19 protein-coding genes, 2 tRNA genes and 1 other RNA gene are annotated in these 21,853 nt (G+C 60.3%); 1 reads left to right on the forward strand and 21 read right to left on the reverse strand.

The window, feature by feature from the left end; genetic code table 11:
- Positions 1-74 precede the first annotated feature (74 nt).
- From ABGT66_RS08215 to ABGT66_RS08295, 17 genes are all read right to left on the reverse strand, one after another.
- On the reverse strand, positions 75-806 hold the full coding sequence (locus ABGT66_RS08215) for a pseudouridine synthase (protein WP_346690066.1): 732 nt from the start codon (positions 804-806) through the stop codon (positions 75-77).
- Entirely contained in the window at positions 799-1,428 is a 630-nt protein-coding gene (gene scpB, locus ABGT66_RS08220; RefSeq protein ID WP_294195350.1) for an SMC-Scp complex subunit ScpB, read from the reverse strand. Before scpB ends, ABGT66_RS08215 begins: the two co-directional genes overlap by 8 nt.
- Entirely contained in the window at positions 1,415-2,203 is a 789-nt protein-coding gene (locus ABGT66_RS08225; RefSeq protein ID WP_346690068.1) for a segregation/condensation protein A, read from the reverse strand. Before ABGT66_RS08225 ends, scpB begins: the two co-directional genes overlap by 14 nt.
- Positions 2,190-2,981, reverse strand: a complete 792-nt coding sequence (locus ABGT66_RS08230) for a Nif3-like dinuclear metal center hexameric protein (RefSeq protein ID WP_346690069.1) — start codon at positions 2,979-2,981, stop codon at positions 2,190-2,192. Before ABGT66_RS08230 ends, ABGT66_RS08225 begins: the two co-directional genes overlap by 14 nt.
- A gap of 131 nt (positions 2,982-3,112) precedes the next feature.
- Positions 3,113-3,461, reverse strand: an RNA gene (gene rnpB, locus ABGT66_RS08235) — RNase P RNA component class A.
- 30 nt (positions 3,462-3,491) lie between these two features.
- Positions 3,492-4,592 (reverse strand): aldo/keto reductase, encoded by a 1,101-nt coding sequence (locus tag ABGT66_RS08240; protein ID WP_346690071.1) that lies wholly within the window; start codon positions 4,590-4,592, stop codon positions 3,492-3,494.
- Positions 4,593-4,686: 94 nt separating this feature from the next.
- Positions 4,687-5,313, reverse strand: coding sequence for a V-type ATP synthase subunit D (locus tag ABGT66_RS08245; RefSeq protein WP_294192633.1), 627 nt, complete (start codon positions 5,311-5,313; stop codon positions 4,687-4,689).
- Positions 5,314-5,330: 17 nt separating this feature from the next.
- The gene (locus tag ABGT66_RS08250; RefSeq protein ID WP_294192632.1) at positions 5,331-6,746 is read right to left on the reverse strand and encodes a V-type ATP synthase subunit B; all 1,416 of its coding nucleotides are present in this window, start codon (positions 6,744-6,746) and stop codon (positions 5,331-5,333) included.
- A complete protein-coding gene (locus tag ABGT66_RS08255; RefSeq protein ID WP_346690072.1) occupies positions 6,733-8,532 on the reverse strand; it encodes a V-type ATP synthase subunit A in 1,800 nt (599 codons plus the stop codon). Before ABGT66_RS08255 ends, ABGT66_RS08250 begins: the two co-directional genes overlap by 14 nt.
- 24 nt (positions 8,533-8,556) lie before the next feature.
- Positions 8,557-8,898: a V-type ATP synthase subunit F gene (locus ABGT66_RS08260; protein WP_346690074.1), complete on the reverse strand. Its 342-nt coding sequence runs from the start codon at positions 8,896-8,898 to the stop codon at positions 8,557-8,559.
- Positions 8,885-9,901: a V-type ATPase subunit gene (locus ABGT66_RS08265; RefSeq protein ID WP_346690076.1), complete on the reverse strand. Its 1,017-nt coding sequence runs from the start codon at positions 9,899-9,901 to the stop codon at positions 8,885-8,887. Before ABGT66_RS08265 ends, ABGT66_RS08260 begins: the two co-directional genes overlap by 14 nt.
- A gap of 16 nt (positions 9,902-9,917) precedes the next feature.
- A complete protein-coding gene (locus tag ABGT66_RS08270; protein ID WP_346690077.1) occupies positions 9,918-10,502 on the reverse strand; it encodes a V-type ATP synthase subunit E family protein in 585 nt (194 codons plus the stop codon).
- Between the two features lie 19 nt (positions 10,503-10,521).
- Positions 10,522-11,019 carry a V-type ATP synthase subunit K gene (locus tag ABGT66_RS08275; protein ID WP_294192624.1) on the reverse strand — a complete coding sequence of 166 codons (498 nt, stop codon included), beginning with the start codon at positions 11,017-11,019 and terminating at the stop codon, positions 10,522-10,524.
- A 40-nt stretch (positions 11,020-11,059) separates the two neighbouring features.
- Positions 11,060-13,072, reverse strand: a complete 2,013-nt coding sequence (locus ABGT66_RS08280; RefSeq protein ID WP_346690080.1) for a V-type ATP synthase subunit I — start codon at positions 13,070-13,072, stop codon at positions 11,060-11,062.
- Positions 13,059-13,385, reverse strand: a complete 327-nt coding sequence (locus ABGT66_RS08285; protein ID WP_294192622.1) for a hypothetical protein — start codon at positions 13,383-13,385, stop codon at positions 13,059-13,061. The genes ABGT66_RS08280 and ABGT66_RS08285 overlap by 14 nt, the downstream gene beginning before the upstream one ends.
- A 557-nt stretch (positions 13,386-13,942) precedes the next feature.
- A tRNA-Glu gene (locus tag ABGT66_RS08290) sits at positions 13,943-14,018 on the reverse strand.
- Between the two features lie 14 nt (positions 14,019-14,032).
- Positions 14,033-14,106, reverse strand: a tRNA-Gln gene (locus ABGT66_RS08295).
- 189 nt (positions 14,107-14,295) lie between these two features.
- Between ABGT66_RS08295 and dpaL the strand changes: the two genes are divergently transcribed.
- A complete protein-coding gene (gene dpaL / locus ABGT66_RS08300; protein ID WP_346690082.1) occupies positions 14,296-15,507 on the forward strand; it encodes a diaminopropionate ammonia-lyase in 1,212 nt (403 codons plus the stop codon).
- Positions 15,508-15,737: 230 nt separating this feature from the next.
- Here dpaL and ABGT66_RS08305 read toward each other — a convergent pair whose 3' ends face one another.
- The 4 genes from ABGT66_RS08305 to uvrB are packed head-to-tail and all read right to left on the reverse strand — an operon-like array spanning position 15,738 to position 21,744.
- Positions 15,738-16,133: an SMI1/KNR4 family protein gene (locus ABGT66_RS08305; RefSeq protein ID WP_346690084.1), complete on the reverse strand. Its 396-nt coding sequence runs from the start codon at positions 16,131-16,133 to the stop codon at positions 15,738-15,740.
- A 16-nt stretch (positions 16,134-16,149) separates the two neighbouring features.
- Positions 16,150-16,947: a 23S rRNA (guanosine(2251)-2'-O)-methyltransferase RlmB gene (gene rlmB, locus ABGT66_RS08310; RefSeq protein ID WP_346690086.1), complete on the reverse strand. Its 798-nt coding sequence runs from the start codon at positions 16,945-16,947 to the stop codon at positions 16,150-16,152.
- A 2-nt stretch (positions 16,948-16,949) separates the two neighbouring features.
- Positions 16,950-19,769 carry an excinuclease ABC subunit UvrA gene (uvrA, locus tag ABGT66_RS08315; RefSeq protein WP_346690087.1) on the reverse strand — a complete coding sequence of 940 codons (2,820 nt, stop codon included), beginning with the start codon at positions 19,767-19,769 and terminating at the stop codon, positions 16,950-16,952.
- The gene (gene uvrB / locus ABGT66_RS08320) at positions 19,693-21,744 is read right to left on the reverse strand and encodes an excinuclease ABC subunit UvrB (RefSeq protein ID WP_346690089.1); all 2,052 of its coding nucleotides are present in this window, start codon (positions 21,742-21,744) and stop codon (positions 19,693-19,695) included. Before uvrB ends, uvrA begins: the two co-directional genes overlap by 77 nt.
- Positions 21,745-21,853 lie beyond the last annotated feature (109 nt).

Raw genomic sequence — 21,853 nt, forward strand, 5'->3', positions numbered from 1 at the left:
TATGCCGCTCCGGACATCTTCGCCCGGAGCGGCCTGTTTTTGCTTTGCCTGATGAACTGTACGCGCGTGCTTCGCTATACGGTCTTTCCCTCTTTTATGTAACGCCAGAGCGTTTCGCGGTCTACGGATATAAATTCGCCGGCGGGCAGCGTCTTCAGCGTCAGTTTGCCGATTTTGCGGCGCAGCAGGCGGCGCACGTCGTTTCCAAGCGCGCGCGCCATGAGGCGGATTTCGCGCTTTATCCCTTCGCCCAGGACAACCTCGAACCAGCACTGCATAGGATTGCGCGCGAGGCGGCGCACCGAGAGCGGCTTGAGGAACGTACCCTCCGCGTCGACGCCCTTCGTCCACTGTATCAGCGTAGGCTCGTCCATCGGGCGGCGAAGTTCCACCTCGTAGGTCTTTGTGAAGCCGTTGCGCGGATGTATCAGCTCCTGCGAGAACATTCCGTCGTTCGTCAGGATTATCAGCCCTTCGCTGTCGCGGTCAAGCCGCCCTACGGGAAAGAGACGCAGACGGTCCATAGACGGCGGCAGAATGTCGATGACGGTGCGCTCGCGCGAGTCCTCGACCGCGGATAGCACGCCCTTCGGCTTGTTGAAGATGAGGTACGTCGGTTCCACCGGAGAGAGCTCGCGTCCGTCGAGCTCCACGACGTCGCCGGGCGCTACCTGCCGCCCGGGCTCGTCCACAATTTCGCCGTTTATGCGCACGCGCCCCGCCGTTATAAATTCCTCAACCTTGCGCCGCGCGCCTGCGCCGCACATCGCGAGGTATCTGTTGAGCCGTATCGTTCCCTCACTCATCGCCGTTCGTCTCCTCCGTCGTTTCATTCTCCGGCGCGCCGTTTTCCGGCTCCGGTTCGTCCGTTCCGTCGTCCTCGTACTCTCCGCGAAGCTCTTCGAGCGTCGGGAGCGCGCTTATGCTTGAAAGGCCGAATATTTCGAGAAATTTGTTCGTCGTGCGGTAGCGGCGCATGGATTTCTTGCGGCTGTCGCTGCGCGGCCTGTCTATAAGGCCGTTTTTCAGCAGCGTCTCGACGACGCGGTCGCAGCGCACGGAGCGGATTTCCTCTATCTCCGACATCGTTATCGGCTGATTGTAGGCGATTACGGAAAGCGTTTCGAGCGCCGCGCGCGACAGCCTGATGCGCTGCGTCGAAAGGAAGGCCGCGAAGCTTTCGACCGTGTCCGCCAGGTCGGGCGCGGTCGCCATCTGCCAGCCGCCGCCCAGATGCAGCAGCGTTATGCCGCGTCCCTTCGCATACTGCGCGCGCAGCGTCTTTATCGCGGCTTCGGCGCGTTCCGCGGAAATTCCGAGATGCGCCGCTATCGTCTCCGCCGCCACGGGCTGCGGAGAGACGAAAAGCAGCGCTTCCACCTGCCGTTCTATCAATCCGAGCGAGTAATTTTCATCAACAGGCGGCAATTTCAACACCTCCGAGCGTCTCCGGCTGGATTATATGGACCATGCCGAGGCGCGAAAGCTCGAGCAGCGCAAGCAGCGTCACGATAAGCGTCTTTTTGCTGCGCTCGGCCAGCAACTCGCCGAGCGGCAGCCTGCGCCCCGCGACTATGCGCATCAGCTCATCCATGCGTTCTTCTATCTGGCGTTCCTCGGGCACGGCGTCGGGGATTTCGTCCCAGAGCATCGTATCCTCGTCGTACTGCGCCGCGGCGCGGCTTTCTTCGATGCGTGCCTCCAGCTCCCACCATTTGGAGGCGAGCATCTCAAGGTCGCCTATGTCGTAATAATAATTGTCCTCCTCGTCCGTCACACGCAGGAAGCAGCGCTCGCGTTCCTCTTTCGCGGCCGCGAGCCAGCGCGCCGCCGCCCTGTACGGACGGTAGCGGTTCATGATGAACGCAAGCTCCTCCTCCGAGACAAAATCGTCTTCCTCGGGGAGGATTTCGTCCGGCGCGGGCGCACGGTCGGGAAAGAGCGAGTCCACCTTGCGCAGCAACAGACGGCTCGCAAAGGAGAAAAAGTCGGCGAGCTCGTTCAGCGTCGCCCCCTTCGCGCGCACAAGGAAATCTATATACTGCGTGACCAGCTCCGTCAGGTTCAGCTTCACGGCGTCCATCTCGCGCGACTCCACGAGATGGCAGAGCAGGTCGAGCGGTCCGGAGAAGCTGCCGAGATGGACCTCGAAGCCGGCCTCGCTGCGCTCTTCCGGCGCGGACGCCGCGTTACCTTCCGCCAAGGCCGTCCTCCGTATCCGCGTCAGCGCCTTCCAGGAGAGTCACGGGGAGCCCCGTCTGCTCCGCGACGAGCGCCGCGAGCGCGTGAAGCGACACGCGCTCCATCTCGCCGTGGTCGCAGGCCGCGACGCAAAGCCCCGCCTCCTGCGCCTCCTCGCGCGGATGGTACGAAACGTCGGCCGTGATGAAGCACTGGACGCCGAGCGCCAGAGCCTCGGGCCAGAAGTCCATGCAGGCACCGCCGCCGAGCGCGACGCGGCGCACGCAAGTTTTCAGATTTCCGTGGAGCGAGAGCGCGGACAGATTCCAGCGCTCGCGCAACAGCTCGCCGAGCGCGCCGAGACGGACGGGACGCGGCAGGTCGCCGGCGGCCCCGAGCCCCCACGCGCCGCTCTGCGAAGGAGCTAGCGGCTCGATATTTTTCAGCCCGAGCTCCGAAGCGAGAACGAAATTCACGCCCTCGGGCGATGAGTCCCAGTTCGTATGCGCCGCGTAAAGCGCGACGCCGCTTTTTACCGCGGAAAGCAGCGTCCGCCCCGCATGGCAGTCGTCGACTACCGACTTGACGGGACGGAAAATAATCGGATGGTGCGTGACGAGCAGGCCGCAGCCGCGCTCAGCAGCCAGCGCCACGGTGCGCGGCGAGGCGTCCAGCGCGACGGCTATCTTCTCAACCTCCGCGCCGCGCTCCCCCGCAAGCAGCCCCGGATTGTCCCACGGCTCCGCCCACTCCTTCGGCACTCTTTTCTCTATAGCTTCAGCAATTTCATAAAGTTTCATGACGGCACCTCGAATTGTCTGGTTGATTTATTTTATAACGCCGTTATACGTAACGTCAAAGCGCGTGCGCGCAGCCGGGGACGTCAAACTGGCGGGACACGAAAAAACCGCGGGCCGTTTGCACGGTCCGCGGCGCAGAGCACCCTGTAAGCCGGGTTTTGTAAGGGGACGTCCCCCGCCAGCCATTTATCTAATCCCGCGCTTGCGCGCGGGCTTCAGCGGTCGTACCCGGGAGTCGGCGGGCCGCCTCATCCTCCCCTATTCGACCTTGCTCCTGATGGGGTTTGCCAGGCCCGCGGGTTCCCCTCGCGGCCGGTGGGCTCTTACCCCGCCTTTTCATCCTTACCGCTTTCGCGGCGGTTTGCTTTTCTGCGGCACTTTCCCTGGGTTCGCACCCGCAGGAATTTCTCCTGCATCACGCCCTGCGGAGCCCGGACTTTCCTCCCGCGCTGCGCGCCGGCGGCTGGCTCGGATACTCTGAGTCGTTATTATAACATAGCGCCGCGCGGCTCAGTTTGAGAGGACGGCGTGGACTTCCTTCAGCAGCTTCGATATCTCCAGACCCTGCGGGCAGTGGCGTTCGCACTGGCGGCAGCCGACGCAGAGGTCGGCCTTGCGGCTGCCCGACATGTAGGCTTTCTTGATGCTTTCGTCGCGCGTCCTCATGTAACGGTTGTAGTAGGCGAAGGCGCTCGGTATGAGGACCGTTTTAGGGCACGGCAGGCAGTATTTGCAGTCGGTGCAGCAGATAAGCGCCTGCGCCTCGAAGGTCCTGCGCAGCTCCGTTATCAGCCTCTCCTCCGCTTCGCCCATGACGTTCGGCGCGGCGTGCTCGAAGATGCGCAGCTGGTCTTTCAGCTGGTCGAGCGTCGACGTTCCGCTCAATATGACGCTCGCCTCGGGCTTGCTGTATAGCCAGCGCATGCACCATTCGACGAAAGTGCGCTTCTCGGGGAATTCCTCTATAAGCTTTCGCCCTTCGTCGGAGAGCTCCTCGACTAGTGAGCCGCCGCGCAGCGGTTCCATGATTACGACGGGCAGTCCCTGCGCCGCGGCGTATTTGAGCCCCTGCGTGCCTCCGGCCTGGTTGTACTGGTCGAGGATGTTGAGCTGTATCTGCGTCATGCTCCAGTCCGGCGCGCTCGCTATTATTTCTTTGAAGGCCTCGAAGGTGTTGTGGATCGAGAAACCCTTGAAGCGTATCTTTCCTTTTTTGCGCATTTCTTCGAGGAACGGTATGCCGTCGTATTTTTTAACCTTTTCCCAAACGCCTGGGCTGAGGTTGTGAAGCATGTAGACGTCGACATAGTCGACCTTCAGACGGCGAAGCTGTTCGTCGAGGAACTTTTCGAAGTCCGCGTGCGACTGCGAGTATATGACGGGGCATTTCGTCACGAGCGTGACCTTTTCGCGGTAGCCGTCAGCGAGCGCCTTGCCGAGAAGTTCTTCGCTCCCCGCGTAGATGTAGGCCGTGTCAATGTAGTTTACGCCGTGGTCTATCGCATAGCGCACGATCTCCATCGCGGCTTTTTCGTCGGCGGGCAGGCGCATCGTCCCGAGGCCGAAGCGCGAGACCTTCAGCCCTGTCTTTCCAAAGTCTGTGTACTGCATGATAAATCCCTCCCAACACACAATAATTATACGCCCGGTGGCATAGAAAAACGGCGCGCCCGAAAGCGCGCCGTGCGGAAAAAACGTGGTGCTTTTAGTGGTTTCTGACTATTTCCTTGATGACCATGAGCCTGCTCAGCGTCGAGCGTTCCATCTCTTCGAGCTTCATCGAGATGGAGCGTATCGCCTCCGTGAACGACGGAATCATGACGTGCTCGAGCGCGTTGACGCGGCGGCGCGTGCGCTCTATTTCGAGCGCCATCGCGCGGACAGCCTTTTCCTCTGCGGCGAGGTGGACGAGCTTCGGCATCACGGCGAGGAATTTTTCGAGCGCGACGTCGAGGCTTCCCGGCGAGGCCGCGAGGCCGTAGTTTAGCTCGGACTGCTGCTCGGGCAGTTCGTACTCCGGCACGCGAACGCTCATTACGTTTCTGTATTCGACGTTGACGCGAAGGTCTCCGCTCGCCGCCATGAGCGTCTGCTCCAGCACCTGCGGGAGGGTCTGCGCGCGGGCGAGCAGGAATCCGCCGTAGCATTCGCCGAGTTCCTTTTCGACGCTGAGGCGCAGCTCGTAGGTAGACCTCGCGCGGACGAGGAATTCCTTGACGAGCGCGTCCTGCTTGTCCTTCAGCAGCTTATGGCCGCGCTTCGCGACTACAAGCTGACGCTTGAGCCGCGAGAGCTCCATTCTATTGGGGTTGACGTTAAGCGCCTTTGCCATTGAAGGTCACCCCTTCCCTACTGTTCCTGGTGCGCGAGTTCCTCTTTTGCCTCTACGAGCGGCTTAAGGTACTTCTCTATGTACTCGTCTCTGACGCGCTTAAGTTCTCTGACCGGTACGATGGTGAGGAGCTCCCAGCCGAGCTGGAGCGTGTCCTCTATCGTGCGGTTGTCGTATTCGCCCTGACGCACGTATCTGTCCTCGAACTCGTCCGCGAATTTCGCGAAGGCCTTGTCCTCTTCGGAGAGCGCGCCTTCGCCGAGGATGACGGCGAGTTCCTTCGCTTCCTTACCGCGCGAGTAGGCGGCGAAGAGCTGGTTCATGAGGTCGGCGTGGTCCTCGCGCGTCTTGCCCTTGCCTATACCCTTATCCTTGAGTCGCGAGAGCGACGGCATGACGTCGACCGGCGGATAGATGCCCTTGCGGTGCAGCGTGCGCGAAAGGATGATCTGTCCCTCCGTGATGTAGCCCGTAAGGTCGGGGATCGGGTGGGTCTTGTCGTCTTCGGGCATCGTCAGGATAGGAATCTGCGTGATGGAGCCTTTCTTGCCGCGCAGGCGTCCGGCGCGCTCGTACATCGTCGCAAGGTCGGTGTAGAGGTAGCCAGGGTAGCCGCGGCGTCCGGGGACTTCCTTACGCGCCGCGGAGATTTCGCGGAGCGCTTCGCAGTAGTTCGTAAGGTCCGTCAGTATGACGAGGACGTGCATTCCCTTTTCAAAGGCGAGGTACTCCGCCGCGGTCAGCGCGAGGCGCGGCGTCGATATACGCTCGATCGCGGGGTCGTCCGCGAGGTTGACGTACATGACGGTACGCTGGAGCGCGCCGGTCTTGCGGAAGTCCTCCATGAAGAAAGAGGCTTCTTCAAAGGTGATGCCCATCGCGGCGAAGACGACGGCGAAGTCGGAGTGACCGCTGATAACCGTAGCCTGACGCGCAATCTGCGCGGCCATTCTGTTGTGCGGCATACCGCTTCCCGAGAATATCGGGAGCTTCTGTCCGCGGACCAGCGGGTTCATTCCGTCGATGGTCGAAATACCGGTCTGGATGAATTCCGACGGGTAGTCGCGCGAGAAGGGGTTCATCGGGTTTCCGTTGACGTCGAGCGTCGTCTCCGGAATTATCGCGGGGCCGCCGTCGATGGGGTCGCCGCGTCCGTTGAAGATACGTCCGAGCATGTCGCGCGAGACGGGCAGCTTCAGAACGTCTCCGAGGAAACGCACCTGCGTCGTGTTTACGTCTATTCCGCTGCTTCCCTCGTAGACCTGGACGAGGGCGCGGTCTCCGCTGATTTCGAGCACGCGGCCGCGGCGGTGCTCGCCGTTGGCGAGCGTTATTTCGGCGAGTTCGTCATAGCTGACGTCGCTCACCTTGTTGACCATCATAAGCGGGCCCGAAAGGTTGGAGATGGTCTTATATTCCTCAGGCAACCTCATCGTGCTCACCTCCCATTGCAAGCAGTTTGCCGAGTTCCGATTTTATTCTGGTTTCGAGCTCGTCGAGCTTCGCCAGATCGTTCTCTTCCGTGTAGCGCATGCGGGAAATCTCTTCGCGTATCGGCAGCTCGAATACGGAGCGCATAGTGCCGCCGCGCTTTAAGACCTGCATCCCGAGCGAATGGAAGGTGAGGATATTGCGCAGCATCTTGAACTGCTTGTCCATCGAGGCGTATGTGTCTATCTCGTGGAAGGAGTTCTGGTGCAGGAAGTCTTCGCGTATGGACTTGGAAGTCTCGAGGACCATGCGCTCTTCCTTGGAAAGTGCGTCGACGCCGACGAGGCGGACGATTTCCTTGAGCTTGTCTTCGTCTTCTAGCAGCGACATCGCTTCCGTGCGGTAGACGCTCCACTCTCCGTCGTAGAAGCCGTCCCAGTATTCACCGAGCTTCTGCGCGTAGAGCGAGTAGCTGTTGAGCCAGTTGATCGCCGGGAAGTGGCGCTGGTAGGCGAGCTGCGAGTCGAGTCCCCAGAAGACCTTCGTGACGCGGAGCGTGTTCTGCGTTACAGGCTCGGAAAGGTCGCCGCCCGGAGGCGAAACGGCTCCGATGACGGAGACGGCGCCCTCGCGCCCGTCCTTGCCGAAGCAGATCGCGCGTCCGGCTCTTTCGTAGAAGGAGGCGAGGCGCGTACCGAGGTAGGCCGGGTATCCTTCTTCGCCGGGCATTTCTTCAAGGCGTCCGGACATTTCGCGGAGAGCTTCCGCCCAGCGCGAGGTCGAGTCGGCCATAAGCGCGACTGAGTATCCCATGTCGCGGAAGTACTCGGCTATCGTGATGCCCGTGTATATGGACGCTTCACGCGCCGCGACGGGCATGTTCGAGGTGTTTGCGATGAGCAGCGTTCTCTTCATAAGCGGCTGGCCGGAGCGCGGGTCTTCGAGTTCCGGGAATTCGAGAAGAACGTCCGTCATCTCGTTTCCGCGTTCGCCGCATCCGATGTAGACGACGATTTCGGCGTCCGCCCACTTCGCGAGCTGGTGCTGAATGACCGTCTTGCCCGAGCCGAACGGTCCCGGGACGCAGGCGGTGCCGCCGCGCGCTATCGGGAAGAAGGTGTCGACGACGCGCTGTCCGGTCGTGAGGGGAACCTCAGGCGGGAGGCGCTTGACGACGGGGCGCGGCGTACGGACGGGCCAGCGCTGGAGCATCTTGACCTCGTGGTCGCGTCCTTTCGCGTCCGTGATGACGGAGACGGTTTCTTCTACGGTGAATTCGCCGCTCTTTATTTCTTTGACGGTTCCCGCAACTCCGTGCGGAACCATTATTCTGTGCTCGACGAGGACGGTCTCTTTTACGATACCGATGACGTCGCCGGGGCCGACTTCGTCTCCGGCCTGCGCCTTGGGCTCAAAGTTCCATTTGCGCGTGCGGCTGACGGCGGGGACGCTGATGCCTCTCAGGATATAGGGGCTCTGCGCCTTTTCCTGAATGGCTTCGAGCGGACGCTGGATTCCGTCGAAGAATTCCTCGATAAGCCCCGGGGCCAGCTCGACGGAGAGCGGCTCTCCGGTGCTGACGACGGGCTCTCCCGGCGCAAGGCCGGAAGTTTCTTCGTAAACCTGGACGGACGCCTGGTCGTCCTTGAGTTCTATTATTTCACCGACAAGGCCGGCGTGCCCGACTTTAACGACGTCGAACATACAGGCTCCGGCCATGCCGCCGGCTATTACAAGCGGGCCGGATATCTTTTCAATATATCCGGTAACGGCGTTTGGTGTGGTCAAATTAAATCGCCTCCATCATAATCATCATTTATCACCGAATATGTCCATTCCAACCGCGCGCTCGACGTTGCGGCGTATCGACTGAAGCCCTACGTCCATCGACCCTGTCTGGTTGGGCACGGGAATTATGCTTATATCGGAATATTCGTTTATCTCGTCGACGGTCTCCCTGAACTCGGCGTAGAGCGGCTCTTCGAGGAAGAGCGCCGCGTAGCCCAAACGCGAGAACTTGCTCAGCGTCTGGGGAACTGCCGCGCGGTTTTCTTCCGTGACCACCACCACGTCCAGCCCTATCGCCTTGAAGGGCAGAATGCTCTCGTAGCTGCCGACCGCCGCCATCGGGGCTCTCTGTTTATGCGCAGACATTACGCAGAAGCCTCCTTACCTGATCGTTGTCTTTGCCGGTCGACTTGGATACGACGATCATGCGTATATTTTTGACTTCAAGCTCCTTCGCCCAGAGGTACGCTACGACGTTGCCGGGGGCGTTGGGGCTGTAGCGGCTTCCGGAAATGGAGCTCAGATAGTAGTCGTCGAGCGCCTTTTCCAGATTCATCGTAACGTCCGCGAACGACGCGCCCGCGTCTATCGACGCGAGGAGCCCCGCGAAGTCGGAGTAGTCTATCATCCTTCCCCACGTCTCGAACGGCTCGGCTATCATCGGCGCGAGCGTGCCGGCGTCGACGTTGCCGCCTTCGTGCAGGAAGGACGCGGCGCGCGACGAATCAAAGCCGAAGCGTTTGAGGCGCATGAGCGAGCGGATGTTTTCTCCGTCGATGCGCAGCTTCACCCACGCGAGTATCTCCGGGATGGCGAGCTTCTCGGCCTCTTCGAGCATAACCGCGAACATCTGCCTGTCGAGGAGCCTTTCGGCTTCGAGCACGTCGCGGCTCTGCTCCCATACGGAGAGGCACTTCGGGAAGAGCGTGCTGAGCCCGAAGGGAAGCAGCTGATAGTCTTCCGTCTCTACGTCGGAGATCAGCTTGTCCACCGGGTAGGACGCAAGCGAGGTGAGGAGGTCCCATCTCTTCTTTCCGCCGCTCCTCACGCTGAAGACGCTCTTCAGCATGACCTTGGCGTTGCTGAAGTCATACGGCAGCCGGAGCAGAGCGACAAGCTCCTTCTGCGGCACGAACGAATTTACCTCTTCATAGGTGTCGTGCAGCACTGTTTCAAGGACTTTATCGATTCCGCCTTCGCCGGAGACTGATGTCAGCGCTGCCGCGTAGGAAGTCTCGCCGAGAACCTTCAGCACCGAAGCTGTATCTTCGGCGTCGAGCATCCTCGTGAAGACCGAGGCGTCAAGAAGGCGCAGCTCCATAGCGCGTATGCGCGCCACGGCATATCCGTAAGCCTCCTTATATGACATCAGACCACCTCCCTCTTCACGCGGACGGGAACAAACGCTTTACAACGTCAGATTCCTGTTTTTCCTGAGAGACCTTGAGAAGCATCTTCCACGAGCAATTTACGCTTATTCTGCCTCTTCTGAGGATAAACCCGCCGGATATCTCGGCACGCTCGTCCGCGAACGCGAGCTTCGTGCCGTGGGCGGCGTTGTACGAGTCGAGCCACGCGCCGTCGATGTACTTTTCATCCTCGCCGACGACGACCTGCTCGTCCTTCGTGGAGACCGCGCCGTCGAGAAGATTGGTACAGAAGGCGAGGTACTCGTCCTTCGGAAGAGCCTTCATCTTCTCGAGAGCGCCGCGGTAGACGTCTTCGATAAGCTCGCGCTTCGCGCTGAGCATCATCTTGCTGACGTCGATGTTAGCGACTATCTCCCTGCGCTTCATTATTTCGGGACGTTCCGCTCCGAAACGGTCGTCGAATCCCGCCTGTATCTCAGCGCACTCCCTGTCGGCCCTGCTTGTGAGGGCTTCGGCCTGGGCCTTGGCTTTGGCAAGGATTTCGTCCGCTTCTTTCTGAGCGTCGTTCCTTATCTTTTCTGTAATCTGAGCTAAAGACATGACGTTCAGTCTTCTTTGCTTAGAGCTGGATTCCGTTGAGCAACAGAATGCTTATAAGGAGGCCGAAGACCGCGTACGTTTCGCACATGGCGGGGAGGATGACGGCCTTACCTATCTGGTCGGGGCGCTTGGCTATCATGAGTATGGAGGCCGCGGAGGACTTACCCTGCCAGATGGCCGAGTAGAATCCGACTATCGCGATGGGGAGGCAGGCGAAGCAGATGCCGAGACCCTGCCATACGGTGAGGGCCACGTCGCCGCCGAGAAGGCCGGACTTCTGCATCGCGAGGACCGCTACGAGAAGGCCGTAGATACCCTGCGTTCCGGGAAGGGCGAGAAGGACGAGCGCGTAACCGAATTTCTTCGGGTCCTCTGTCATAATGCCGGCCGCCGCTTCGTTGGCGAGCCCGATGCCCCACGCCGAGCCCGAACCTGCAAAGCCGACCGCGAGAGCGGCGCCCAGAATAACGAGCATCTGTCCAAGCTGATCACCCATTGTTGCGAGAATTGTTTCCATGATAAACTTTACCTCCTTGAAAAATTGTGCTGCTTGTCAGCTAATTTGTAGATTTATCGGAAATCTGTGAGTACTGAGCCGCGTTGCTCAGCGGAGCGAAATCGTGTCCGGCGGCGTCGTAGAACTTGCCGAAGAACTCGACGTACTGAAGCCTCAGCGGATGGATGAACGCTCCGAGGAGGTTCACCGCGATGCTGAAAAGATGCCCCACTACGAAGAGCAGCACTGCGAGCACTATTCCTACGTACGGCACGTCGGCGACGAGCTTCGCAAGCAGGTTGATGACCATGCCTACCGCGGCGGAGCCGAGGCCGAGCGCGAGAAGGCGGCTGTAGCTCAGCACGTCTCCGAGATAGCCGGTGACGTTATAGAGGCTCATGACGCCGGAGAAGATTTTGCCGAAGATGCTCGGTTTCTCCCTGCCCTGCGTCGCGACGAGTATAACGGCTCCGGCGGCGGCGACTATCTTGCCCGGCAGAGCGAGCGATGCGGATACGTAGCCTCCGGCGGCGCAGCCGAAGAGCACGAGGCCGCAGAGGAAGAGTATCCAACCGCCCTGGTCGGCGCAGGCCGCGAACTTGTCGCCGGCCTTCCAGTTCTCAGAGAAGGCGATGAAGAGCCCGTAGAGAATCTGGATGAACCCAAGCGCGAGCGAAATCATGAGCAGCGTCATCGGGTCGCCCATCGGGTTGAGCAGCTGTATGCTGGTCAGCGCCGGGGCTATTCCGCTGAGGAACGGGAACGCCGTGACGGAGTCGCCGAACCACGACACCGTTATCGCGCCGAAGGCGACAGAGACGCACATGCCGACCGTCACCATTACGAAGAATTTGCGCAGAGTGTCCGGCAGCTGGTACCTCACGAGGAAATAGCCGAGAATGCCGGCGACGACGAGGCCGTAGCCCGCGTCTCCGAAGCACATCCCCATGAAGAGGAAGAAGAACGGAGCCATAGGCGTGGTCGGGTCCACCTTGCCGTAGGTCGGCGTGCCGTACATTATCGTAAGCGGCTCGAGCGACGAGGACCAACGCGGGTTCTTGAGGAGCGTCGGCGCCTCCTCGCCCTCCTCCGGCTCAACCTCCGCAAATTCCGTATACTGCTCGTAGCGGGAGACGACGGCCTTCACGCGGCCGAGCTCGGACTTCGGCGTCCAGAGCTCCCAGATAAGCACGTCGTCGGTCGGCTCTCCGGACTCCATAGCCTCGAGCCTGCGGCCCACGATGTTCCAGTAGTCGCAGTGGTCGCGCGCCGCGGCAAGAGCGGAATCGGCGCGCGCGGCAAGCTTTTCGGAAAGCTCGCGTTCCTTGTCTTCGCAGGCGGCTATCTTGGCGGACAACTGCTCTTTTTCCTCCGAAGAGGTGAGCGTAAAGTCCTTCGGCACCTCGACGCGCGAAGCGCCGCTCTCCGCGAGCGCGCCCTGAAGCTTCTCCGCGTCGCACTTTCTGTAAAGCAGCGCGAACACGGTGTTCGGATCTTTCTCCGCTCCGGGGATTTCCTGAAGCTCCGCCATCTCTCCGAGCTCCGCCGCGATTTTCTCGCGCAGCGCGGGAGCCGCGTTCTTTGAAACGCTGTAGATAGCGCCGCTTATGGTCTCTGTCCCCGTTGTAAAAAATTCAAGCGGATATTTGATCTTTTCCAGCAAAACGGCCTGAGTCAGAAGCCCTTTCAGGCGCGAAAGCTCAGCCCTCGTCTCCGTGAGGTCCTTTTCGATGTCCCTCAGAGAAGACGTAAGTTTTGCAAATTTCTGTTCGTCAATCTTAGCTGCCAGCTCGCCGAAAGTGAGCGACGGCGCGCCGCTCAGCATCTTGCCGAGACCGCCCTCGTGCGTTTCGTAAGGCTCCAAAAGGCGGATTACGAACTTCGCGTCGCCGATCTGTTCGTCGATGCGGCGTTTTTTCTCACGAAGCGGTTCGGCTGCTCCGGCCTGCTGCGGCTGTTCGCCCGTCTTCGCGGCGAACTCGCAGCATCCCAGCGCCTGAAGGCTGGCCGCTAATTCATCGGCTGCGGATTTATGGACGGCAATCCGCGCCTTACACATTTCAGCGAGAGCCATAAGACGCCATCACCTCTCTTACCAGCCAGTCTGCAACCTCGTCGGTGTCCTTCTTCTTACCTTCGTAGAACGCCTTAGCGTCCTGCTCGCCCTTTTTCGTTATCTCCAGAGCCTTCGCTTCGGCCTCTTTTTCAGCCTCGGCGACTCTTTCGCGCCACTGTCTGTGGCACTGCTGTTTTGTGCTCTTGACAGACTGCTCCGCTTCGGACTGAGCGGCGGCGATCATTTTCGCGGCTTCCGCTTTCGCGTCGGAGACGATGCTCTTCGCCGCGGCTTCCTGCTCGCGAATTTCCTGTGCAAGATTATCCGCCAATCAAGTCACCCCCTCCCATGCTCCTATAAATCAGAAGATATTTCGCAGTACAGTATATGATTCTACTTGTAATCTTAAATTGCGTCAATTTTCACACATTAGTATAAAATATAGCGGCACGATAAAAAAGCTCTTTTTATACGTTCCATAACACAAAAACGGCCTGTCTTAAACTATATAGTTAAATTCGTATGAAAATTCATTAAAAAAGGTCTTTCATTCTATTTGCTTAACTAAAGAAGTCGATATTCGCGAATTATGCGGATTGACCTTTTCAAAAAACGCATGATCGGGCTGCAGCAGCGCCGTGCCGGGCGCGCCTGCGCGGCCTGCGCGCCGGAGGCCGTCCAGCAGCGCAGACGTGCGCACAAAAGCGGCTCGCTGATACTATTTTCCTTTTTAGTCTTTAGAACAAAGTTAAAAAGTTCTCATATTGAGCGGCATATAAAGGAAAGAGCGCGCCGCTGAATAGATTGACGGGAACGGTAAATTTTGTTAAATTCTACAAGATACGCAAAAAGCGGAACATCTTTCGACATTCCGCTTTCGCTTTATGATGGCAGTCCCTAGGAGATTCGAACTCCTGTTAACGGGCTGAGAACCCGCCGTCCTGGGCCCCTAGACGAAGGGACCGTCTTGCAAAGAAGTGGCTGGGGTACAAGGATTTGAACCTCGATTACCTGATCCAGAGTCAGGCGTGCTGCCGTTGCACCATACCCCAATCGGGCCGGACGAAGAGTATTATATATGAATTCGCTGTAATGTCAACAACGAAATTCAAAAGTTTTTCCGAGATTTTTCGCGCCGCGGAAAACGCCGTTTCGCCCCGCCTCAGCCCCTACGTTGACGGAGCGCCGCGCTCTTGTTATATTCAGAGCGTTCCGAAGCAAACACACAGGGAGGACGAAAGATGTACGGCATCAAGTGGACTGAGAACATAATGCCCAAGGGCGAGGACAAAGAGCTTGAGATAATGGCGCCTGCGAACGTCAGAGCGGCGCGCGCATTTCACGAAAGCTTTCCGCAGTACGCGGAGACTCCGCTGGCCGGCCTCGACCGTCTCGCGGAGTTCCTCGGCGTCGCGAAGCTCTGCGTTAAGGACGAGTCGTACCGCTTCGGCCTCAACGCCTTCAAGGTGCTCGGCGGCTCCTTCGCGATGGCGCGTTACATATCGAAGCTCACAGGCCGCCCGCTCGAAGAGCTCAGCTACGCCGCGCTCACCTCGTGCGAACTGAAAGAGCAGACCGGCGAGATAACGTTTTTCAGCGCGACCGACGGCAACCACGGCCGCGGCGTCGCGTGGGCCGCGAGGGTGCTCGGACAGAAAGCCGTCATCATGATGCCGAAGGGCTCGCAGCCGGCGCGCTTCGAAAACATCCGCGCCGAGGGCGCGTTTACGACGATAGAAGAACTCAACTACGACGACTGCGTGCGCAAGGCTGCGAAGGCCGCGGCGGAAACGCCGGGCGGCGTGCTGATACAGGACACGGCGTGGGAAGGCTACGAAGAAATCCCGTCGTGGATAATGCAGGGCTACGGAACGATGGCGATGGAGGCGGACGAACAGTTTGCGGCGGCTGCGAACGCCGCGCCGACGCATGTATTCGTACAGGCGGGCGTCGGCTCGCTCGCCGGGGCGGTCGTCGGATACTTCGCGAACAAATATCACGACAATCCGCCCGTTTTCGCCGTCGTCGAATCGGACCAGGCCGACTGCCTCTACCGCTCCGCCTGCGCGGGCGACGGAAGCATCCGCACCGTAGGCGGCGACATGCGCACGATAATGGCGGGGCTCGCATGCGGCGAGCCAAGCATAACATCGTGGCAGATACTCAAGGACAAAGTCACGGCCTTCGCGTCATTGCCGGACCGCGTCGCCGCCGACGGCATGCGCGTCCTCGGAGCGCCGCTGCCGGGCGACCCGCGCGTCATCTCGGGCGAATCGGGCGCGGCCCCGCTCGGCTTCCTCTACGCGCTGATGCGCGACGGCGAATTAGCGCCGCTGCGCGAAAAGCTCAAGCTCGGCAAAGATTCGCGCGTCCTGCTATTCTCCACCGAGGGCGCGACAGATCCCGAAAATTACCGCAAGGTCGTCTGGGAGGGCGCGTGCGGGAGCCGGTGAGGTAAGAGGTAGAAATTTCCTTGAACTATCCGGCGCGCCATACGGTTGATTGTTGAGCGGCAAAAATGCGGGGAAGCCATTGCGTTAGGCTTCCCCGCATTTTTTAATGTCAGGCATCTTTTATCCGGAACGCAGCGGCGGCGATTAACATTCCGCACCTCTAAGCGCCGCTCTTTAAGGCCGGACGCCGTCCAAAAATTCGCCGAAGCTGACATCGTAGAACTGCTTTATCAATTCATAGAGAGAATCTGCGGCCGCGCCTTCGCAGTCGAAAATTTCGCCCGTCTCGTGGTCCCAGAAGACGAGCTTTGAGCTTTCCGCGCCGCCGTCTTTTGCTGCATAGCCGTAAAGGCGCCCGCGCCGTCCGTCGCAACGAAGAGGGGCTTCGCTCCGGCGAACCGCTCGGAGGGCATGGCCTCGTTGTATTCGATAATCTCTTCCAGCGAGAGCAGAAAGTCGCAGTCGCCGTCCATCTCAAGCATCATGGCGCGCAGCTCTTGCGGAAAGCGCGTGCAGAGACGCTCCTCCGCCCCGGCTATCTGTGCTTCGCTCACGGGAGGACGCGGCTTTATATCTTCGCCGTACTTCCTCGTCGTCCTGTAACAGTTTACCAATTCCAGGTACATATAACTTTAGCCTGTTTTATGAAATCTTCCCCACGCTGCGCGCCCATTCGAACATTGCGAGCGCGGCGGCTACCGAGGCGTTGAGAGACCCCGCTGTTCCGCGCATCGGGATGAAGCGCACGTCGTCGCAGGCTTTCGCCGTCGCGGTGCCGAGGCCGCTTCCCTCCGCGCCGACGACTATCGCGCTGCGCGGCGGAAGGTCTTCGCGGAAGAGCGTGTCGCGTCCGTTCATGTCGAGGCCCGTCACCCAGAAGCCGGCCTCCTGGAGCTTGCGCACGGTCTGCGCGACGTTGCCGGTCAGCGCGACGGGAACGCGCAGCGCGGCTCCGGCGCTCGTCTTGATTACCGTCCCTGTCGGCAGGCAGCCGCCGCGCTTCGGGATCAGGACTGCGGAGGCTCCCGCGGCCTCAGCGCTGCGTATCATCGCTCCGAGGTTGTGCGGGTCCTGCACGTGGTCGCAGAGCAGTATCATGACGGGTTCGGGCGCGGCGGGAAGTTTTTCGAGAAGCTCGTCCGCGTCCCAGAGCTTCGCCTGCGTCAGGTAGGCCGCGACGCCCTGATGGTTTTCGCCGTTCGTGAGGCGGTCGAGCGCGGCCTGTCCCGCGTTCTGGAATACTACGCCCGCCTCGCGGCAGAGCGAGATTATCTTCGTTTTGACGTGCGGCTGCATCGTCTCGGAGACAAGCACCTTCATGCAGCGCTCGGGCGATTCTTCGAGCAGCGATATAACTGGGTTGCGCCCCCAGCAGAGCTCCCCTTCCGGCGCGGCTTCGCGCTCGCGCGGCTTTTCGTTCTTCTTTCTGAATTTATCCATCGTTACGCTCCCCTTTTGATTTCGTTCAAGAACTGCGCGAGATACTTCGAGGTCGGGCCGTTCGCTTTCGCGACCTCTTCGGGCGTGCCCTTCGCGATGAGCTTTCCGCCGCCCTTGCCGCCCTCGGGGCCGAGGTCCATTATGTAGTCCGCCGATGCGAGCACGTCAAGGTTGTGCTCTATCGCGAGCACGGAGTTGCCATGCTCGACGAGCTTGTGCAGCAGGATGAGCAGCTTTTTCACGTCTGTGTAGTGCAGCCCCGTCGTCGGCTCGTCGAGCAGGTAGAGCGTGTTGCCGCGGAATTTTTTGCCTAGCTCGGTCGCTAGCTTGACGCGCTGCGCCTCGCCGCCAGAGAGCGTCGTCGCGGGCTGCCCGAGGCGGATGTAGCCGAGGCCCGCCTCCTGTATCGTCTTGAGCTTGTTCGCTATGCGCGGCACCGCTCCGAAGAATTCCGCCGCCTCGTCAACGGTCAGCTCGAGCACGTCCGCAATCGAAAGGCCTTTGTACTTGACTTCGAGCGTCTCGCGGTTGTAGCGTTTGCCCTTGCAGACATCGCATTTTACGTAGACGTCGGGCAGGAAGAGCATCGAGACCTTTATGACGCCGTCGCCGTTGCAGGCCTCGCAGCGCCCGCCCTTGACGTTGAAGCTGAAGCGCCCCGGCTGGTAGCCGCGCAGCTTCGACTCCTGTAGCTCGGAGAAGAACTCGCGTATGTAGGTGAAGACGCCCGTGTAGGTCGCGGGGTTCGAGCGCGGCGTGCGTCCTATCGGGCTCTGGTCTACGAGCACGATGTTGCGCAGCGGCTCGTAGCCCGTTATCGAGTCGAATTTTCCCGGGCGTTCGCGGAAGTCGCGGTCGAACTTGCCGCGCAGCCCCTTGTAGAGAATTTCGTAAAGCAGCGTGCTTTTGCCCGAGCCGGACACGCCGGAGAGGCAGGCGAAGGTGTTGAGCGGGATGTCTATGTTGAGCTTCTTGAGGTTGTTTTCGCGCGCGCCGCGCACCTTTACGAACGACGAGGGTTTGCGCCGATTCGGGTGCGGAATGTACGTCCCGTCGGCCTCGCCGCGCAGGTAAAGCGCGGTGCTGGAGTTTCCCTTCATTATCTCCTCGGCGCTGCCGTTCGCTATCATCTCGCCGCCGCGCTCGCCCGCGCCTGGGCCGAGCTCGAGTATGTGGTCCGCGGCCGCCATCGTGTCGCGGTCGTGCTCGACTACGAGGACGGTGTTTCCGATGTCGCGTATCGCGCGCAGCGTGTCGAGCAGCCTGTTCGTGTCGCGCGGGTGCAGCCCTATCGTCGGCTCGTCGAGCACGTAGAGGACGCCCGTGAGCTGCGAGCCTATCTGCGACGCGAGGCGTATGCGCTGGCTTTCTCCGCCGGAGAGCGTGTCCGCGCGGCGCGAGAGGCTCAGATAACCCGCGCCGACGTCGTTGAGGAAGGCGAGGCGCTTTTTCACCTCGATGAGCGCGACGCCGACGATTTTCTGCTCGCGCGCGCCGAGCTCAAGGCCGTCGAGCACCTTTATAAGCTCGTCGACGGGCATCTCCGTGAGCTGCCTGATGTTGTAGCCGCCGAGCGTGACGGCGAGCGCCTCGGGCTTGAGCCGCGCGCCTTTGCAGGCCGCGCAGACGTCCTCGACGCGGTAGCGGTCAAGCTCTTCTTTGTAATTTTCGGATTCCGTCTCGTTGTAGCGCTTTTCTATCCACGGGATGAGCCCCATATACTTGCCGTTGTACTCCCAGTCGCCGCTGCGGTCGGTGAATACGAGCGGCAGAACTTCGTCAGAGCCGTAGAGCAGCGCCTCTTTCGCCTCGTCAGGCAGCTCGCCGAAGGGCCTGCTGATGTCCCAGCCTTTTTTCTCCGCGAGCTTCTCGGCCTTCTGAATCATGTGCTTCATCGACTTCCACGGTATGAAGCCCCCCTCCGCAAGCGGAAGCTCGGGGTTCACGGCGAGCTCCGGCGAGAAGTGCATGTGAAAGCCGAGGCCGCCGCAGTCGGGGCAGGCTCCCGCGGGAGCGTTGAACGAGAAAAGCCGCGGCTCGATGTCCGGCAGGCTTATCTCGCAGACGGGACAGACGTACTTCTCCGTCAGCTCGTTGTCGGGCATTCCCTCGGAGACGAGCAGCACGAAGCCGTCCGAGAGCTTGAGCGCCATCTCGACGGCTTCGCTGAGGCGCGAACGGTTGTCCTCGCGCACCTTCATGCGGTCGATGAGGCACTCTATCGTGTGGCGGCGCTTTTTGTCGAGCTCGACCGTCTCTTCGAGCCAGTAGAGCGTGCCGTCGATGCGCGCGCGCATGTAGCCCTGCTGGTGCAGCTTCAGCAGCAGGTTCTTGTATTCGCCCTTCTTAGCCTTGACGACGGGCGAGTATATCTCGAGCGGCTTCCCGTCATATTCTTTGAAAATGAGGTCTATTATCTCGTCGACGCTGTAGCGGTGGACCTCGCGTCCGCATTTCGGACAGTGCGGCGTTCCCGCGCGGCCGAAGAGCAGACGCAGATAGTCGTATATCTCAGTGACGGTGCCGACGGTCGAGCGCGGGTTGTGGCCCGTGCCCTTCTGCTCTATCGAGATAGCCGGGGAGAGGCCCGTTATGTCGTCGACGTCCGGCTTGTCGGACATTCCGAGGAATTGCCGCGCGTAGGATGAAAGCGACTCGACGTAGCGGCGCTGTCCTTCTGCGTAAATCGTGTCGAAGGCGAGCGACGATTTGCCGGAGCCGGAGGGCCCCGTGACGACGACCAGTTTATTTTTTGGGATATTTACGCTTACGTTTTTTAAATTGTGCTGTCTTGCTCCTGTAATTTTTATTTCCTGTTCCAATCGCGTTTCCGCCTTTCAGTTTCTGTATGTCGTCCCTGAGCTGGGCCGCGGTCTCGAAGTCGAGCTTCTCCACAGCCTCCCACATCTTCCGCTCCATCTCGGCGATGCTTTCCCTGCTCTCCGCGACCGGAGACGCGGCGCGCATTCCGGCGTAATGTTCCTCGCCGTCGTCGGTGAGCTCGTCGGGCAGAAGATTCCTGACGGATTTTATAATCGTCTTCGGCTCTATATGATGTTCCTCGTTGAAGGCTATCTGCGCCTCGCGGCGGCGTTTCGTCTCCTTCATCGCGAGCGCCATGCTGTCCGTTATCACGTCGGCGTAGAGTATGACCTTGCCTGCGCTGTTGCGCGCGGCGCGGCCTATCATCTGTATCAGCGAGCGGTGCGCGCGCAGGTAGCCCTCGCGGTCCGCGTCGAGTATCGCGACGAGCGAGACCTCCGGCAGGTCTATGCCCTCGCGCAGAAGGTTGACGCCGACGAGCACGGCGAAGACGCCGAGGCGAAGGTCGCGCAGCAGCTCCGCGCGCTCGAAGGTGTCGAGCTCCGAGTGGATGTAGCGCACCTTTATGCCGAGGTCGGCCATGTACTCCGCGAGGTCCTCGGCGGAGCGCTTCGTCAAGGTGGAGACGAGCACGCGCTCGCCGCGGTCTATTATCGGGCGTATCTCGGCGAGCAGGTCGTCAACCTGCCCAGTAGCTTTATGCACTTCAACCTCCGGGTCTGGGATTCCCGTCGGACGTATGAGCTGTTCGACGACGTGGTCCGAGTGCTCGAACTCATAGTCGCCGGGCGTCGCGGAGATGAAGAGCGCGTTTTTCAGCACCGGCTCGAATTCGTCCCATTTCAGCGGCCTGTTGTCGAGGCACGACGGCAGGCGGAAGCCGTGCGCGACGAGTATCTCCTTGCGCGCGCGGTCGCCGTTGTACATTCCGCGCACCTGCGGCAGCGTCATGTGCGACTCGTCTATGAAAAAGAGCGCGTCCTTCGGAAAGAAGTCGAGCAGCGTGCCGGGCGGGTCGCCAGCCTCGCGTCCGTCGAGATAGCGCGAATAGTTCTCGATGCCCGAGCAGTAGCCGACCTCGAGCAGCATTTCGAGGTCGTACTTCGTGCGCATGCGCAGCCGCTCTTCTTCAAGATATTTGCCCTCGCTTGTGAAGCGCGCGCAGCACTCCTCCATCTCTTTTTCTATCGCGCCCGCGGCGTTCTTTATCGCGTCGGGGCTCGTGATGTAATGCTTCGACGGGAAGATGCCGGCCTTCTCCTTGCGCATCACGCTGTTGCCGCTGACCGGGTCTATCTCGTCTATGCGTTCTATCTCGTCGTCGAAGAAGTATATGCGCAGCGCCGTGTCGCTGTACGACGGGAATATCTCCATCGTCTCGCCGCGGCTTCTGAACGTTCCGGGGACGAGCGTCATGTCGTTGCGCTCGTAGTAGTTCGCGAGCAGCTTCATCATGAAGTCGCGCCGCTCCCAGCGCTCGCCGCAGGCGAAGCGAAAAATCGCGTCCTCGTAGTTCTTGCGCTTGCCGAGTCCGTAGATGCACGAGACGCTCGCGACGACGACGACGTCGCGCCGCTCGAGCAGCGCCTTCGTCGTCATGAGGCGCAGCTTCTCTATGCGCTCGTTGACGGAGGCGTCCTTCTCGATATAAACGTCGGAGGCCGGTATGTAGGCCTCGGGCTGGTAGTAGTCGTAGTAGGAGACGAAGTAATTAACGGAGTTTTCCGGGAAGAACTCCTTGAACTCGCTGTAGAGCTGCGCGGCGAGGGTCTTGTTGTGGGCGAGGACGAGCGTCGGGCGGTTGAGCCGCGCAATGACGTTCGCCATCGTGAAGGTCTTGCCGCTGCCCGTGACGCCGAGCAGCGTCTGATGCGTCCCGTCCTTTTCGAGAAAGCCGCGCACAAGCTTTTCGACGGCCTGCGGCTGGTCGCCGGAGAGGCCGAAGGGCGCGGTCAGCTTAAATTTATCTTCCATTTTGTCTTTCGCGCACATCCTCCGCTATCTAACTAAAACCGTTAAATTCTAGCACAAACGGTCAAGTTGTGCGCGGCGCATAAAAATCGGGCCGCCCTTCGCGGAGCGG

The sequence above is a fragment of the uncultured Cloacibacillus sp. genome, from assembly GCF_963926575.1.
GTDB classification, from domain to species: domain Bacteria; phylum Synergistota; class Synergistia; order Synergistales; family Synergistaceae; genus Caccocola; species Caccocola faecigallinarum.

Bases quoted from the DNA above. Each gene is read 5' to 3' on its own strand.
- ABGT66_RS08215 (WP_346690066.1), bottom strand. From the start codon at position 806: ATGAGTGAGGGAACGATACGGCTCAACAGATACCTCGCGATGTGCGGC.
- ABGT66_RS08230 (WP_346690069.1), bottom strand. From the start codon at position 2,981: ATGAAACTTTATGAAATTGCTGAAGCTATAGAGAAAAGAGTGCCGAAG.
- ABGT66_RS08240 (WP_346690071.1), bottom strand. From the start codon at position 4,592: ATGCAGTACACAGACTTTGGAAAGACAGGGCTGAAGGTCTCGCGCTTC.
- ABGT66_RS08245 (WP_294192633.1), bottom strand. From the start codon at position 5,313: ATGGCAAAGGCGCTTAACGTCAACCCCAATAGAATGGAGCTCTCGCGG.
- ABGT66_RS08250 (WP_294192632.1), bottom strand. From the start codon at position 6,746: ATGAGGTTGCCTGAGGAATATAAGACCATCTCCAACCTTTCGGGCCCG.
- ABGT66_RS08260 (WP_346690074.1), bottom strand. From the start codon at position 8,898: ATGTCTGCGCATAAACAGAGAGCCCCGATGGCGGCGGTCGGCAGCTAC.
- ABGT66_RS08265 (WP_346690076.1), bottom strand. From the start codon at position 9,901: ATGTCATATAAGGAGGCTTACGGATATGCCGTGGCGCGCATACGCGCT.
- ABGT66_RS08270 (WP_346690077.1), bottom strand. From the start codon at position 10,502: ATGTCTTTAGCTCAGATTACAGAAAAGATAAGGAACGACGCTCAGAAA.
- ABGT66_RS08275 (WP_294192624.1), bottom strand. From the start codon at position 11,019: ATGGAAACAATTCTCGCAACAATGGGTGATCAGCTTGGACAGATGCTC.
- ABGT66_RS08280 (WP_346690080.1), bottom strand. From the start codon at position 13,072: ATGGCTCTCGCTGAAATGTGTAAGGCGCGGATTGCCGTCCATAAATCC.
- dpaL (WP_346690082.1), top strand. From the start codon at position 14,296: ATGTACGGCATCAAGTGGACTGAGAACATAATGCCCAAGGGCGAGGAC.
- ABGT66_RS08305 (WP_346690084.1), bottom strand. From the start codon at position 16,133: ATGTACCTGGAATTGGTAAACTGTTACAGGACGACGAGGAAGTACGGC.
- rlmB (WP_346690086.1), bottom strand. From the start codon at position 16,947: ATGGATAAATTCAGAAAGAAGAACGAAAAGCCGCGCGAGCGCGAAGCC.
- uvrB (WP_346690089.1), bottom strand. From the start codon at position 21,744: ATGGAAGATAAATTTAAGCTGACCGCGCCCTTCGGCCTCTCCGGCGAC.